We start from the raw sequence: 13,516 nt of genomic DNA, 5'->3' as shown, positions 1-13,516 counted from the left end.
AGTGACGCTTGCCCTCAGGTACGCTGCCCGCTCCGACGTAGGAATGGTTCGTTTCAAGAACGACGATTCTGCCTACGTCGGGCGTTACCTTGCCGTCGTTGCCGACGGTATGGGCGGACACGCCGGCGGCAACGTGGCATCGGCCTCGACGGTCCTGGACCTGGTCCATCTGGACCGTCCCGACCTCGATGACGACGCCGTTACCGTGCTGGCCGACGAAATCCAGGCAGCAAATTCCCTGCTCTCCGAACTGGTGACCACGTCTCCTGAGCTCTCGGGAATGGGGACCACGGTCACAGCCATGCTGCTCCAAGGCAATAAGGTTGCCCTCGCCCACATCGGCGATTCCCGTGCCTACCGGCTCAAGGACGATACCTTCGAGCAGATCAGCGTGGACCACACTTTCGTGCAGCGGCTGATCGACGAAGGCCGTCTGCGCCCGGAAGAGGCCGAGACCCACCCGCATAAGAACGTGCTGATGCGCGTGCTGGGGGACGTCGACGCCAGTCCCGAACTGGATCTGGCAACCTTTGAGGTAGCCGCCGGGGAGAAATGGCTGCTTTGCTCCGACGGGTTGAACGCAGTGCTAAGGGACGACGACATTGAAGCCGTCCTGCGCGGATCCAGGGATATCGCCACGGCCGTCGACACTTTGGTGGAACTCACGCTCGCCGGAGGCTCCCCCGACAACGTCACCGTCGCGATCATCGAAGTGGCCGAGATTTCTGACGAGGAGCGCGCGCCCGCTCCGTCACCCGCCCGGGAACCCGCACCCGTTACCGGCGGAAACCCGGTGCAGGAAGCCGCTTCGGCTTCCCGCTCCCGGGACGCTGCCGGAACTGTTCCGGCTGCTGCAGGCCCCGAAAGCGCAGCCAAGGACGACGCCGATACCGAAGATCCGGACCAGGACCGCGACGCTGCGAATCCTGTACGCGCCGAGATCATCCGCCGCGATCTGGCTTCGCGTCCGCACCAGCTGGTTGGTGCTGCTGCGCTGGCGACCGAGACCGGCCAGATTCCCATCGTCACCGAGCGCTCAGCGGAACGCCGAGCAGCGCGCATGCTGATGCACAAGGCCGACGACGACACTGGGGACCAGCCGGAAGAAGTGCAGGAACCCAAGAAGCGCAGGCGCTGGATCCTCGTGGTGGTCTTGGCCGTCATAGCAGCACTGCTCGCCTCGGTACTGTGGGTCGGCTATGCCTGGACCCAAACCCGCTACTACGTGGGCGCATCGGAAAACCGGGTGGCGATCTTCAACGGGGTCTCCCAGACGCTGGGTCCCATCAAGCTTTCCCACGTGGCGGAGACGAGCAACATTCCGGTAGACAGCCTCCCCGAATACTGGCGCGGCCGGGTCAACGACACCGTTCCAGCCAGGGACCTGGTGCACGCCGAGCAAATCGTTGACCAGCTGCGGGGGACCGCCAAGGCGATCCTGTGCCCGCAGCCGGCGAATCCTTCGCCCTCGCCCTCAGCCACGGCATTGGCGGACGCGCTCGAGTCCACCGACGACGGAGCGGCCGTACCCGCCAACCCGTGCGGAGGGGAACAGTGATGTCAGAACTCGCAGCCCCGGCCAAGCCGCGGCGCAACATCGAAGCCCTCCTGCTGGTGGTGGCCCTCGCCGTCGGCGTCGGGGCAAACATGCTGGTGGGAATCGATGAAGACCGTGCCTTCGACTCGGATTTCTGGCTGCAGGGCGGAACGCTCGTAGCGCTGGTACTGGCTTTCCACGTCGTCCTGCGGTTCCGGGCTAAGTATGCCGATCCGGTAATACTTCCGATCGTGACCGCTCTGAACGGCATTGGCCTGGCCATGATCCACCGCCTGGACATCGCGAAGGGCTCTGATGCCGCAGACCGGCAGCTCCTCTGGAGCACCGTAGCCGTAGCCGCCGCCATAGCTGTCCTTTTCCTGATCAAGGATCACCGCATCCTGCGCCGCTACACCTACATTTCCCTGATCGTCAGCGCGGTCCTGCTGCTTCTGCCCCTCACCCCGCTGGGCTTGACGATCAACGGGGCGCGGATCTGGATCAGTGTGGGAGGCGGGACGTTCCAGCCCGGCGAAATCGCCAAGATCACCCTGGCCATATTCTTCGCAGGTTATCTTTCCACGAACCGTGACCTGATCCTGCTTGCAGGACGCAAGGTCGGGCCGCTGCAGCTCCCCCGGTTCAAGGACATGGGCCCCATGATGGCCGCCTGGGCCGTAAGCATCGGTGTCCTGGTGTTCCAGCGTGACCTCGGCTCCTCCATCCTGTTCTTCGGTCTCTTCATGGCCATGATCTACGTCGCGACGAGCCGCGTGAGCTGGGTCCTCATTGGCCTGGCGCTCATCGGCGCCGGCGGGTTCGTTGCCGTTCAGATTTTCAGCCACGTTGCCCTGCGCATCGACGGCTGGCTGAACGCCTTCGATCCTGAAGTGATCGAGCGGTCACCGGGCGGCAGCTACCAGGTGATTCAGGGCCTCTTCGGCCTTGCCAGCGGCGGCATGACCGGCACCGGCCTGGGGCAGGGCCGGCCGGATCTCGTGGCGTATGCGAACTCGGACATGATCATTGCTGCCCTCGGTGAGGAGCTGGGACTGATCGGTGTCTTCGCAATAGTCCTCATGTATGTGCTGCTCGTTTCGCGCGGGTTCCGCGCGGCGCTCGGCACCCGGGACGGTTTCGGAAAACTGCTCGCCGTCGGCCTTTCCTTCACGATCGCACTGCAGTGCTTCGTCGTGATCGGCGGCGTCACCCGCCTGATCCCCCTCACCGGCCTGACGACACCCTTCATGTCGGCCGGCGGCTCCTCACTGCTGGCCAACTGGATCATCGTGGCCCTGCTCCTGCTGATTTCCGACGCCGCCCGGCGCCCGGCGGCCACCGGGCTGCCCCTGGATATGGAGCCGGCTCTGGCCGCTCCGGCCGCAGCCGGGCCACGCCGCCACACCGCCAATGATGCCGAGGGAGGACGCTCGTGAACCAAGCAATCCGCAATAGCTGGATCGTCGCCCTGGCAATGTTCCTGGCCATCCTCGGCTCGCTGACCTACGTTCAGTTCTTTGCCGCAGATGACCTGAACAAGAATCCGATCAACAGCCGCAGCTTGTATCAGGACTTTGGGAAGAACCGGGGTTCCATCCTGGTTGACGGTGTTCCGATCGCAGAGTCGGTGCCGTCGAATGACCAGTTCAACTACCAGCGGGTCTACAACGATCCTGAGCTGTATTCAGCGCTCACCGGGTTCTTCTCTCTCTCCCAGGGCAGCTACCAGCTCGAGCTCGCGATGAACGACGAGCTGACGGGCAACACTGACCAGCAGTTCTACGACCGGCTGGTCCAGCTGTTCTCCGGCGCCCAGGCCGAGGGCGCATCCGTTGAACTCACCATCGATCCGCAGCTTCAGCGGCTTGCCTATGACCTCATTCCCGAGGGCCAGAAGGGATCGATCGTCATGATGGATCCCAAGACCGGTGACATTCTGGCCATGGTGTCCAAACCGTCCTATGACACGAACCTGCTGGCCGGCCACGACACCGAAATCGCCAACGCGAACATGGAGCAGCTGCTCACCGTCCCGGGACTGTCCCCGTATCTGAACCCGGCGACCCAGTCCCTGCTGGCACCGGGCTCCACGTTCAAGCTGGTGGATGCGGCGGCGGCCCTGGAAACCGGGAAGTTCAACGCCGACTCCGTGATCCCCAATCCGGCGGCCCTGCCCCTGCCGGGGACCAATATCTCCCTCCCGAACTTCACCAACGGTGCCTGTGCCAGCCGCAGCGAGGCCGACATCCAGTTCGCCCTGGAACAGTCCTGCAATACGGTCTTTGCGCAGATTGCGTGGGACGTGGGCCAGGATGCCCTGGCCCAGCAGGCAGAGAAGTTCGGCTTCGGGGAATCGTTCAGCATCCCCACGCAAGTCACTGCCAGCCAGTTCCCGGAGACCGAGGACCAGGCAGAGCTCGCCCTGTCCTCCATCGGGCAGGGCAGCGTCACCGCGACGCCGCTCCAAGTGGCCATGATCTCCGCCGCCATTGCCAACAACGGTGTCCAAATGACCCCGAACCTCATCAAAACGGTGCGGGCGCCGGACTTGTCAGTACTCGACGAACCTGAACCCACCGTCCTGAATGAGTCCATCAGCCCCGGCACCGCCGCGCAGCTGACCGACTGGATGGTGAGCGTGGTCGAGAACGGCACAGCTTCCGCAGCCCGCATCCCGGGCGTGAAGGTGGCAGGCAAGACCGGCACCGCCGAAGTCCAGGACCGCGGCGACAATGCCTGGTTCACCGGCTTCGCCCCGGCAGACGACCCCGAAGTGGTCATTTCCATCGTGATGGAAAACGTTGACCTGACCACCGGATCCCAATTGACCACTCCAAGCGCGCAAAAACTCCTAGAGGCGGTGTTGAATAAGTGAGGCCTACTTCGGGAATCACCTTAGGCGGCAGGTTCCAGCTGACCGATCGTATTGCTATCGGCGGCATGGGCGAAGTCTGGAAGGCACGGGACCTCGTCCTGGGCCGGATAGTCGCCATTAAGATCCTCAAGGAGGAGTACACCGGCGATCCGGGCTTCCTGAACCGTTTCCGTGCCGAAGCACGCCACACGGCCCTGCTGAATCACGAAGGCATCGCCAACGTCTTCGACTACGGCGAGGAAGAGGGATCCGCCTACCTCGTGATGGAGCTGGTCCCCGGCCAGCCGCTCTCCACCATCATTGAGCGTGAAAAGGTCCTGTCTCCGGACCGTACCCTGTCCATCATCGGCCAGACTGCCACCGCGCTGGCCGTTGCCCACCGGCAGGGGCTCGTGCACCGCGACGTCAAGCCCGGCAACCTCCTGATCCTGCCTGACGGGCGGGTGAAGATCACCGACTTCGGCATTGCGCGCCTTGCCGACCAGGTGCCCCTCACCGCCACCGGCCAGGTCATGGGAACGGCCCAGTACCTGGCCCCGGAACAGGCCACGGGCCAGCAGGCTACCGGGTCAAGCGATATCTATGCCCTCGGCGTCATTGGGTACGAGCTGCTCGCCGGAACGCGTCCGTTCTCCGGCGAGTCCCAGATCGCCATTGCACTGGCCCAGGTCAATGACACCCCGCCGCCGCTGCCCGAATCCATCCCCACTCCGGTGCGGGCACTGATCATGTCCATGCTGGCCAAGGACCCTGCGGACCGCCCGGCCGACGCCGAAGCCCTTGCCCGTGCCGTCGCAGCTATTCGCCGCGGAGACATCAGCGCGGCCGAGCAGGCAGTCCCCGGAATGCTGCTTTTCGGTTCAGGAGACAGCGCTGCCACGGGAACGATGACGGCTCCCGTACCTATGCAGGGGGATACCTCTGCAACCCGTGCAGTGGATGCTTCACCCTCCACCTCGGCCCTTCCCGTTACCGCTTCGGCAGGCCAGGACACCGGTTCGGTGGCTGCCTCACGGGAATGGACGGATGACGACGTCGACGACGACGGTTACGGCAACGACGACGGCTACGACGACGAGCCCAAGCGTAAGAAGTGGCTCATTCCGCTGATCGTGGTCCTTTCCCTTGTCCTGGTCGCGATCATCGCCCTCATCGCAGTGAACCTAAACTCCGATCCCGCCGGGGACCGGACCACACAGTCTCCGTCGAGTTCGACGTCGGCCAGCCCCACGCGCAGCAGCGCCTCGCCGACATCCAGCTCCGCGTCCCCGACAACGGCTTCAGCCAGCCCCACCACGTCGGCCGCGGAGGAGGAAATCACCGTCAACGCTTCCCAGTACCAGGGCCGCGACGTGAACACTGTTTCCCAGGAGCTGAGCTCCCTGGGCCTGGCAGTAAGCCGGAACCCCGTACCGTCCGACCAGCCCGAAGGCACCGTGCTTGATGTGAACCCGGTCGGCCCGCTGTCCCGGGGCGACGCAATCGCCGTCACCTACTCCAGCGGACCGGAACTGGTGACCGTCCCCGGCGGCCTGACGGATTCCCAGGCTTCCGCGGCAAGCCAGTCGATTGTCAGTGCCGGTCTGGTTCCCAACCGTGTGGAGCAGCAGGCTCCCCAGCCTGCCGGGACCGTCATCAGCGTGAATCCGGGTGAAGGAAGCAACGTTCCCAAGGGCTCGACTGTAACCATCGTGATCTCCACAGGCCCGGCTCCCGAACCCAGCGGAACGAACACCCCGTAGGCAACCATGAGCGCGGATTTCCTGAGAGGGCACCCAACACTGAACACCGACCGCATCCTCAACGGTCGTTACGACGTCGGTGAACTGATTGGCCGTGGCGGCATGGCCGACGTCTACCTTGGCCGGGATACCCGGCTGGGCCGGTCAGTGGCCATCAAGGTGCTGCGCCCGGACCTGGCCCGGGATCCACTGTTCCAGTCCCGCTTCCGGCGTGAGGCGCAGGCTGTCGCGGGGTTGAACCACCCCTCAATCGTTTCCGTGTATGACACCGGCGACCAGGAAATCGCCAATGGATCTCCCGACGACGTCCGGCTGCCCTTCATTGTCATGGAGTATGTCTCCGGGCGGACGCTGCGTGACCTGATCAAGGCGGGGGAGATCAGCACGGACGATGCCATCACCTACACCCTCGGCGTTCTCTCTGCCCTCGAGTACAGCCACCGTTCAGGCATTGTCCACCGGGACATCAAGCCGGCGAACGTGATGGTCACCGCCGAGGGAAACGTCAAGGTCATGGACTTCGGCATTGCACGCGCCATCGCCGACTCCGCTGCCACCATGACGCAGACCCAGGCGGTCATTGGCACGGCGCAGTATTTGTCTCCGGAGCAGGCCCGGGGCGAGACCGTGGACGCACGCAGTGACCTGTATTCAGCTGCCTGCCTGCTCTTCGAAATGCTCGCCGGACGGCCGCCGTTCGTGGGCGAAAGCCCGGTATCGGTGGCTTACCAGCACGTTCGGGAAGCTCCACCAGCAGCCAGCAGTTTCAATCCTGAAGTTTCTGCGGCCCTTGATGCCGTATTGGAGCATGCCCTCGCCAAGGACCGCAGCGAGCGGTTCCAGAACGCTCATGCCTTCCGGGACGCCCTTGAAGCAGCCCGCAACGGGACTTCCGCCGTGCCACAGCGCTCAGGCGACACCGCTCCCACCGAGGCCCTTGCGGTCTCCAAGGCTCCAGCAGTGCCAGTTCCGGAGGAAGAACCGCAGACACGGGCCATGGCACGGGTGCGCGAGGGCGGACCGCTCACCTCAACTCCCGTGGATGAGTCGCTCGAAGACGACAATGATCAGTCCCCACTGTCTGTCGGCACCCGGGAGGAGCGGGACCCCCGGCACAAGTCCCGGAGCCGTGCCTGGATCATCACCTTGTTTACGGCGGTGGCCCTGCTGCTGACTGCCGGAGGCATCTTTGCCTACAACTGGGCCAACCAGCCGCCGCCCCCGCCCGTGACCGGGGCTATTCCGGATGTAGCTAACATGAGCCAGACGGATGCCATCAACACCATCACTGCTGATGGATTCCGTGCTCCCGTGATCGAGCAGGAGTACAGCGACACTGTGGAACCCGGTCTGGCGATCGGCACAGAACCCGGTGCCGGCAGTACCGTCAGGTTCGACAGCGACATCACGCTGTTAGTTTCCCAGGGACCATCGGCTGTTCTCATTCCGGATACCCTTCCGGGAATGAGCGAGGCCCAGGCCAGGGACACCCTGCGCCTATTGGGCCTTCAGGGCGGTAACACAGCCACAGCCAACAGCCCTGATGTGCAGGAAGGGCATGTCATCGAGACAAAGCCCGGTGTGGGTACCTCGGTGCAGGTCGGCAGCACCGTAGATTTGGTGCTTTCGACAGGCAAGGTCACTGTGCCGAACCTTGTGGATATCGATGTGGAAGAAGCCAAGGCGTACCTGGCGGATCCTGCGTACGGGTTGCAGGCGACGGTGGAAGAAGTGGAAAACAGCGTGGTGAAGCCGGGAACGGTGACTGCGCAGAGCGAAGCCCCCGGATCGGATGTTCCGCAGGGCAGCACCATCATACTGACGGTTGCCAAAGAACCAGCCAAACCGTCACCCTCGCCCAGTACTTCCGAGTCACCGTCGGAACCGGGCAACCGTCGCGGGGGCGACTAACCCACGGGGTTAGGAACGGGAGCTGATCAGCGGGCTCAGGGTTGCCGCGTACGCTGCTGCCCCTTCGAGGCCGAGGCTCTCCAGCCAGTTGCCCAGCATTTGGTAGCCCCCTTCCGTCAGGACCGATTCGGGATGGAACTGCACCCCTGACAAAGGCGCCGTGCGGTGCCGGAGCCCCATGATGATTCCGCTGGCGGTTCGGGCGGTTACGTCCAGCTCGCCGGGGATCTGTTCCGCCACCGCAGCCAGGGAGTGGTAGCGCGTTGCGGTCAGCGGGCTGGGAAGTCCGGCGAAGACATCGGTTCCGTGGTGCTCAATTTCCGAGGTCTTACCGTGCATCAGTTCCGGTGCGTGGGTGACGGTTCCGCCGAATGCTTCGGCGAGGGCCTGGTGTCCAAGACAGATTCCGAGCATCGGCTTGCCGTTGTCGCGGCACCAGCGAATGAGTTCAATGCAGACCCCTGCGTCAGCCGGCGCTCCCGGGCCCGGAGACACCAGGACTCCGTCCCGGGATGCTGCGAGTTCCTTTGCCTCATCCAGGCTTACATCGTCATTGCGTACGACTGTAGTCTCCGCGCCGAGCTGCTGCAGGTAGCCGACCAGCGTGTAGACGAAGCTGTCGTAGTTATCGACAACGAGGATACGGGTGCTCATTGGGTCAGGAACCGCCAATCGTTGAATCGGTCAGGGGGCTCAGGAAACTGAACTCCGAGAACCAGGGGAAGACATAGGTCATAAGGGCCAGCACCACACCGGCGACGAGTACCACCGCAGTGACAATGCGTATCCACAGCGGCCCGGGCAAATGCCGGAAGATCCAAGCGTACATTTTATCCCTGTCTTGACGGGGTGGCCGATGCCACAGTCCGTATTTCTTCCGGGGGCCCGGCTGCGGCGGGCTGCCACGAGTCCAGGACCGCGTAGGCGATGAATCTTTCCTGCGACCCGAACCGTGGATTGCAGGTCGTCAGCGTCAGGATGCGTTCCTGCGGCTCCGCACCCGGTTGCGTCGGGACGGCTGCCAGCACGTCGACCTGCTCCGGCAGGACTATCTGGCTGTTGCGGTACACATAGGTGTAGTACCCCTCCGCCGTCTGGACGTAGATGCGGTCACCCGGGACCAGGGTGTCGACGGCGTCCAGCACCTGTCCATGGGTCTGTCTGTGTCCGGCAAGGGCAAAGTTTCCTATTTCCCCCGGCATTCCCGTCTCTGGATAGTGGCCCAAGCCGAGAGTGTCCAGCACTTCTGGTCCGATTCCCTCGGTGATGGGCCTCGCATGGTCGGGACCGAAACGGGGAATGTAAATGGCCGCAAACGTAGTGCCGTCCGACTCGGGTGAGGGCAGCACCGCCGGATCACCGTAGTCCTCCGGCGGGGGTGCCTCGCTGGACATGGGCGGCACCTCAAAACCGTCAAACAGCTCTTCCATGGCGGCGTCCTGCAAACGGTCAGACTCAATATTGGTCCACCACAGTTCCCAGACGACGAAGAGTACGATCACCAGTCCGGCAGTGATAAGCAGTTCCCCGAGCACCTGCACGGCCATGGAACCGCGGCTGCGCGGCCTGCCGTTCCTGTTCCGCCGGTTTTCCGGCCTGTCTTCCGTGAGTCTTCCCGAAGCGGAGTCGGCCGTTTGGTCCACCGCACCCGTCATACTGTCACTGGTCCTCTCGGTAATCCATCCGGCGTACTGCCGCGTCGGAACTGGTCATTCGCTACGATTGAAGAGAGGGACCCTGCAACAGCTGCCCAGCCCACCGCCGATACCCAGACAGGATATAGGCCCAGGCCCTGCCGGGCGAGTGAAGTTCGGGGCTCCCAGAGACAATAACCCGCACCGGCGTCCAGTGAGCCGGTTCCGCTAGGAGGATCCGTGCCCGAGTCAAAGTCCCGCAAGAAGCCAGCAGCCGCAGCGGCGCCCGCTGCAGCCAAGGGAAAGGCAGCCCCCAAGCCGAATCCCGTTTGGTACAAGCCGGTAATGTTCGGCCTCATGATCATCGGATTGCTCTGGATCATCGTGTTTTACATTTCCCAGGGTGTGTACCCGATTCCGGCCCTCGGTGGCGGTAACATCCTGGTTGGCTTCGGCGTTGCGATCGTGGGCTTCCTGATGACAACCCGGTGGCGCTGACCTGCGACTGGTTCAAACTCCCGGTGTGCCTGCCACACCGGGAGTTTTGTTTTAAACAGGCTTACCCACAGGCACCCTACTTATCCACAGACACTTATCCACAGCCGTGGATAACCTGTTCAAGAACGCAGGGGCACCCTGCACCGAGAAAGGTGTCCCCCGAAGGGGGTTATCCACAGTTCAACGTGGATAAGCTGGGGATAACCGGGAGCTAACAACCGGGACCTTATACCCAACATGTGCACAGAGTTGTCCACAACTGTGGAGAACTTTCGGCCCCTTCAGGAGCCAAACCGCGCCAGCCTAGGGATCTGAGTTATCCACACCTGTGGAATTACATGTGTGTAACTCGGAGACAACACTGGATAACTCTTCGACGGCTTTGTGTACCGCCTGTGCACAACTTCACGAATGCTCTGTGGAAAACCCTGAGGTAGGGGTCCGGGAGCTGCGTCAGATAGCCAGGTCACCCCCGCAGGACCATGAGTTACACGCCTGTAAGTTATTAACAATGTGGGTATCTCTGTGGATAAGACTGCTGTGCCCTGTGGAGAGTGTCGCCGTTCAGTACCAGGGCCGTGTGCGATCCGGTCCCGGCCCCGCTCCGTTTAAAGGAAAAGCGGCCCCCGGAAATCCGGGGGCCGCTGCCAAACTGGAACCTAGAAGTTAGGCGTCCACAGCAGGGCCACTGCTGTCAGGATGAGGGCGATAACGCCCAAGCCGCCAAACTGAACCAACGCCCGGCGGGGGCCCTTGGGGGCGTAGGCGAGGACAGCCCCACAGGCAGCACCGGTGAGAATCCCGCCCAGGTGTGCCTGCCAGGAAATGTTGGGATAGACAAAGCCCAGCACCAGGTTGATGCCAATCAGGATCAGCAGGGCTTTGACTTCACCTCCGCGTTGGCGCTGGATCACGAAGAGAGCACCAAAGAGGCCGAAGATTGCGCCGGATGCACCCACAACTGCCTGGAAGGCCGGCGCCAGGAGGATTACGCCGACTGAGCCGCCCAGCGCGGAGATCAGGTACAGCAGCGTAAAGCGCAGCCTGCCAAGCAGCGGCTCAAGTGATCTTCCCAGAAGCCAGAGGGCATAGAGGTTGAACGCGATGTGGAAGATGAACCCGGGGGAGTGGAGGAAAGCAGCTGTCAGCAGCCGCCAAGGCTCGATGTCCGTGTAGACGGGAGCAAACCAGAAGAGTTCGGTGAAACCCGGTGCAATCCACTGCAGGACATAGGCGGCGGCACACAGGGCCATGAGGGTGATCGTGACTACAGGCTTACCGGAACGGACCGCGCCGCCGTATGACGTCCGGTAGGCAGGCGTGCCTGCCCGGCTCTCCTGGAAACAGTCCGCGCATTGGATGCCCACGGGCGCGCTGTGCTGGCATTCCGGGCACGCCGGCCTGCCGCAGCGCTGGCAGCGGATGTAACTGACCCGGTCGGGGTGCCGCGGACAGACGGGTACATCATGGGCCGGCTCTCCGGCCGGTACTCCGTAGGACATTGGTGTTCGGCTCCGATGAGTGCTTATGGATGTACCCCGGCCGGATCCCGGCCGGGGTACATTCGGCGGTCAGGTTAGAGCTGCTCGACCGTGATGTTGTTGATGACGATGTCTTCGGTCGGCTTGTCCCGCATGTCGGTATCGACAGCATTCAGCGCGTCAACGACGGCCTTGGACTCGTCGTCTGCCACCTCGCCGAAGATGGTGTGCTTGCCCTGCAGCCAAGTGGTCGGCACAGAGGTGATAAAGAACTGCGATCCGTTCGTTCCGCGGCCCATCTGGATGCCTGCGTTGGCCATGGCCAGCTTGTACGGAGCGGTGAAGTCCAGGTCGGGGCTGATTTCGTCGTCGAACTGGTAACCCGGTCCGCCGGTGCCGCGGCCCAGGGGATCGCCGCCCTGGATCATGAAGTCCTTGATGATGCGGTGGAAGATCGTGCCGTCGTAGAGCGGGCGGCTGGTCTTCTCGCCGGTCGCCGGATCGGTCCATTCGATCTCACCTGTGGCAAGGCCGACGAAGTTCCGGACCGTCTTCGGGGCGTGGTTGCCGAAGAGGTTGATGCGGATATCGCCCTTGGAGGTGTGGACGGTTGCTTGTGCTGTAGGAATAGCAGTCATAGCAACATTCTTCCACGGCCGACTTTGGCGTGGGGGGAAAACGGCCTGTTCAGCGCACAGTGAAAACTTCGCCGCCCCTGGCCCTCTGATAGCACAGAACTGTCATTGCACGTAGGCTAAGGCTGAACCGTCACTTTCCTGGGAGGTAGTTTTGAACAAGAAGGACCGCATTGCCCGTGACTTCGAAGCGAATGTCACCGCAGGCGTGGAATCGGCGCGTGACTGGGCAACCCCCAAAGTAGAAGCAGCTGTCGGATGGGCGGTTCCCCGCATCGAAAAGGGAATCGAGACCGCTTCGCCCAAGATCCAGGATGGGCTCAAGCGTGCTGCCGACGAGATCGCGCAGGGCGTTGCCGTGGTGACCCCGCGGATCCAGGACGGCCTCCAGAAGGTGGGACCGAGAATCAGCCAGGTCGTCGACGACGCAACGCCGAGGATCCAGACGACGCTTGACCGCGCGACCCCGGCCCTGACTCATGCCAAGGACAAGGTTGTCGACGACTACATCCCCAACCTGTCCTCCCGTATCGGAGACGCTGCAGACTCCGTCTCGCGCGGACTGGGCAACGCCTCGCTGCCGGTGCAGGCAGCCGTGGCCAAGGCGACCGGCAACAAGAAGGCCATGAAGCAGGCCCAGAAAGCCGCTGCCAAGGCTGCCAAGGAACTGAAGAAGCAGCAGAAGCGCGGCGGCAAGGGCTGGCTCGTGTTCGGCATCATCGTTTCTGCGGCAGTTGCCGCTGTTGCGGCGTGGCGGGCTTCGCGTCCGGTGGAAGACCCGTGGAAGACTCCCGCTCCGGCCCAGCCGAAGCCGGCAACAGTCCCGGTCCCGGCGCCCGCTCCCGCGGCCGAAGCCACCAAGCCGTCCGCTCCTTCGGCCACCGAGAAGGCCAAGGACTCAGTCTCTGCCGCTGCCGGCAAGGCCAAGGACTCCGCTGCGACCGTGAAGGAAGCTGCTGCTTCCTCCGCTTCCAAGGCAGGCGAGAAGGCCACGGAGGCCGCCAAGCACAGCAAGGAAGCAGCATCCACGTCCGCCAAGTCCGGCGGAGCGCACGCGGATTCCAGCGCCAAGGCTGACAAGAACGAGAAGTAGCATTAATCCGGCCTTCCGGCCGGACCGAAGGAAGGGACCCCGGTAATCCGGGGTCCCTTCCTTCGTTTGGGCCTGGCCTGCACGGCAGCCGCGGATCCGGGACCAGCGGG

Annotated in this window: 12 protein-coding genes; 7 read left to right on the top strand and 5 right to left on the bottom strand. The window is 63.4% G+C overall.

Annotated features, from left to right (window positions below; translation table 11 throughout):
* Position 1: 1 nt before the first annotated feature.
* From LOC59_RS14255 to pknB, 5 genes are read left to right on the top strand one after another with little or no spacing between them, the layout of a single operon-like run.
* Positions 2-1,558: a PP2C family protein-serine/threonine phosphatase gene (locus LOC59_RS14255; RefSeq protein ID WP_331460465.1), complete on the top strand. Its 1,557-nt coding sequence runs from the start codon at positions 2-4 to the stop codon at positions 1,556-1,558.
* On the top strand, positions 1,558-2,973 hold the full coding sequence (locus LOC59_RS14250) for an FtsW/RodA/SpoVE family cell cycle protein (protein WP_227915885.1): 1,416 nt from the start codon (positions 1,558-1,560) through the stop codon (positions 2,971-2,973). Before LOC59_RS14255 ends, LOC59_RS14250 begins: the two co-directional genes overlap by 1 nt.
* A complete protein-coding gene (locus tag LOC59_RS14245) occupies positions 2,970-4,412 on the top strand; it encodes a peptidoglycan D,D-transpeptidase FtsI family protein (protein ID WP_229972712.1) in 1,443 nt (480 codons plus the stop codon). The genes LOC59_RS14250 and LOC59_RS14245 overlap by 4 nt, the downstream gene beginning before the upstream one ends.
* Positions 4,409-6,154: a protein kinase domain-containing protein gene (locus LOC59_RS14240; protein ID WP_229972710.1), complete on the top strand. Its 1,746-nt coding sequence runs from the start codon at positions 4,409-4,411 to the stop codon at positions 6,152-6,154. The genes LOC59_RS14245 and LOC59_RS14240 overlap by 4 nt, the downstream gene beginning before the upstream one ends.
* A 6-nt stretch (positions 6,155-6,160) precedes the next feature.
* On the top strand, positions 6,161-8,065 hold the full coding sequence (pknB, locus tag LOC59_RS14235) for a Stk1 family PASTA domain-containing Ser/Thr kinase (RefSeq protein ID WP_229972708.1): 1,905 nt from the start codon (positions 6,161-6,163) through the stop codon (positions 8,063-8,065).
* Positions 8,066-8,074: 9 nt separating this feature from the next.
* Here the strand turns inward: pknB and LOC59_RS14230 are convergent, their stop codons facing one another.
* The 3 genes from LOC59_RS14230 to LOC59_RS14220 are packed head-to-tail and all read right to left on the bottom strand — an operon-like array spanning position 8,075 to position 9,612.
* Positions 8,075-8,719, bottom strand: a complete 645-nt coding sequence (locus LOC59_RS14230) for an aminodeoxychorismate/anthranilate synthase component II (RefSeq protein ID WP_227896437.1) — start codon at positions 8,717-8,719, stop codon at positions 8,075-8,077.
* Positions 8,720-8,723: 4 nt separating this feature from the next.
* Positions 8,724-8,894, bottom strand: a complete 171-nt coding sequence (locus LOC59_RS14225) for a hypothetical protein (RefSeq protein WP_227896436.1) — start codon at positions 8,892-8,894, stop codon at positions 8,724-8,726.
* Between the two features lies 1 nt (position 8,895).
* Positions 8,896-9,612, bottom strand: coding sequence for a class E sortase (locus LOC59_RS14220; RefSeq protein WP_229972707.1), 717 nt, complete (start codon positions 9,610-9,612; stop codon positions 8,896-8,898).
* Between the two features lie 327 nt (positions 9,613-9,939).
* On the opposite strand from LOC59_RS14220, the gene LOC59_RS14215 reads away from it, so the two are divergent.
* Positions 9,940-10,197, top strand: a complete 258-nt coding sequence (locus LOC59_RS14215; protein ID WP_227896435.1) for a cell division protein CrgA — start codon at positions 9,940-9,942, stop codon at positions 10,195-10,197.
* A gap of 659 nt (positions 10,198-10,856) precedes the next feature.
* On the opposite strand, the gene LOC59_RS14210 is transcribed toward LOC59_RS14215, so the two are convergent.
* Complete coding sequence (locus tag LOC59_RS14210; protein WP_331460464.1) at positions 10,857-11,450, bottom strand: rhomboid family intramembrane serine protease; 594 nt, start codon at positions 11,448-11,450, stop codon at positions 10,857-10,859.
* Positions 11,451-11,773: 323 nt separating this feature from the next.
* Complete coding sequence (locus LOC59_RS14205) at positions 11,774-12,316, bottom strand: peptidylprolyl isomerase (RefSeq protein ID WP_227896433.1); 543 nt, start codon at positions 12,314-12,316, stop codon at positions 11,774-11,776.
* 151 nt (positions 12,317-12,467) lie between these two features.
* Between LOC59_RS14205 and LOC59_RS14200 the strand changes: the two genes are divergently transcribed.
* On the top strand, positions 12,468-13,406 hold the full coding sequence (locus tag LOC59_RS14200; RefSeq protein WP_227896432.1) for a hypothetical protein: 939 nt from the start codon (positions 12,468-12,470) through the stop codon (positions 13,404-13,406).
* Positions 13,407-13,516 lie beyond the last annotated feature (110 nt).

The organism is Arthrobacter sp. zg-Y916 (assembly GCF_020907385.1).
In the GTDB taxonomy this organism is placed as follows: Bacteria; Actinomycetota; Actinomycetes; order Actinomycetales; family Micrococcaceae; genus Arthrobacter_B; species Arthrobacter_B caoxuetaonis.
This window is presented reverse-complemented; position numbering and strand designations above follow the sequence as displayed.

Coding starts and splice junctions, on each gene's coding strand:
- LOC59_RS14205 (WP_227896433.1), bottom strand. CDS start 12,316: ATGACTGCTATTCCTACAGCACAAGCAACCGTCCACACCTCCAAGGGC.
- LOC59_RS14250 (WP_227915885.1), top strand. CDS start 1,558: ATGTCAGAACTCGCAGCCCCGGCCAAGCCGCGGCGCAACATCGAAGCC.
- LOC59_RS14225 (WP_227896436.1), bottom strand. CDS start 8,894: ATGTACGCTTGGATCTTCCGGCATTTGCCCGGGCCGCTGTGGATACGC.
- LOC59_RS14230 (WP_227896437.1), bottom strand. CDS start 8,719: ATGAGCACCCGTATCCTCGTTGTCGATAACTACGACAGCTTCGTCTAC.
- LOC59_RS14210 (WP_331460464.1), bottom strand. CDS start 11,450: ATGGCCCTGTGTGCCGCCGCCTATGTCCTGCAGTGGATTGCACCGGGT.
- LOC59_RS14220 (WP_229972707.1), bottom strand. CDS start 9,612: ATGGCCGTGCAGGTGCTCGGGGAACTGCTTATCACTGCCGGACTGGTG.
- pknB (WP_229972708.1), top strand. CDS start 6,161: ATGAGCGCGGATTTCCTGAGAGGGCACCCAACACTGAACACCGACCGC.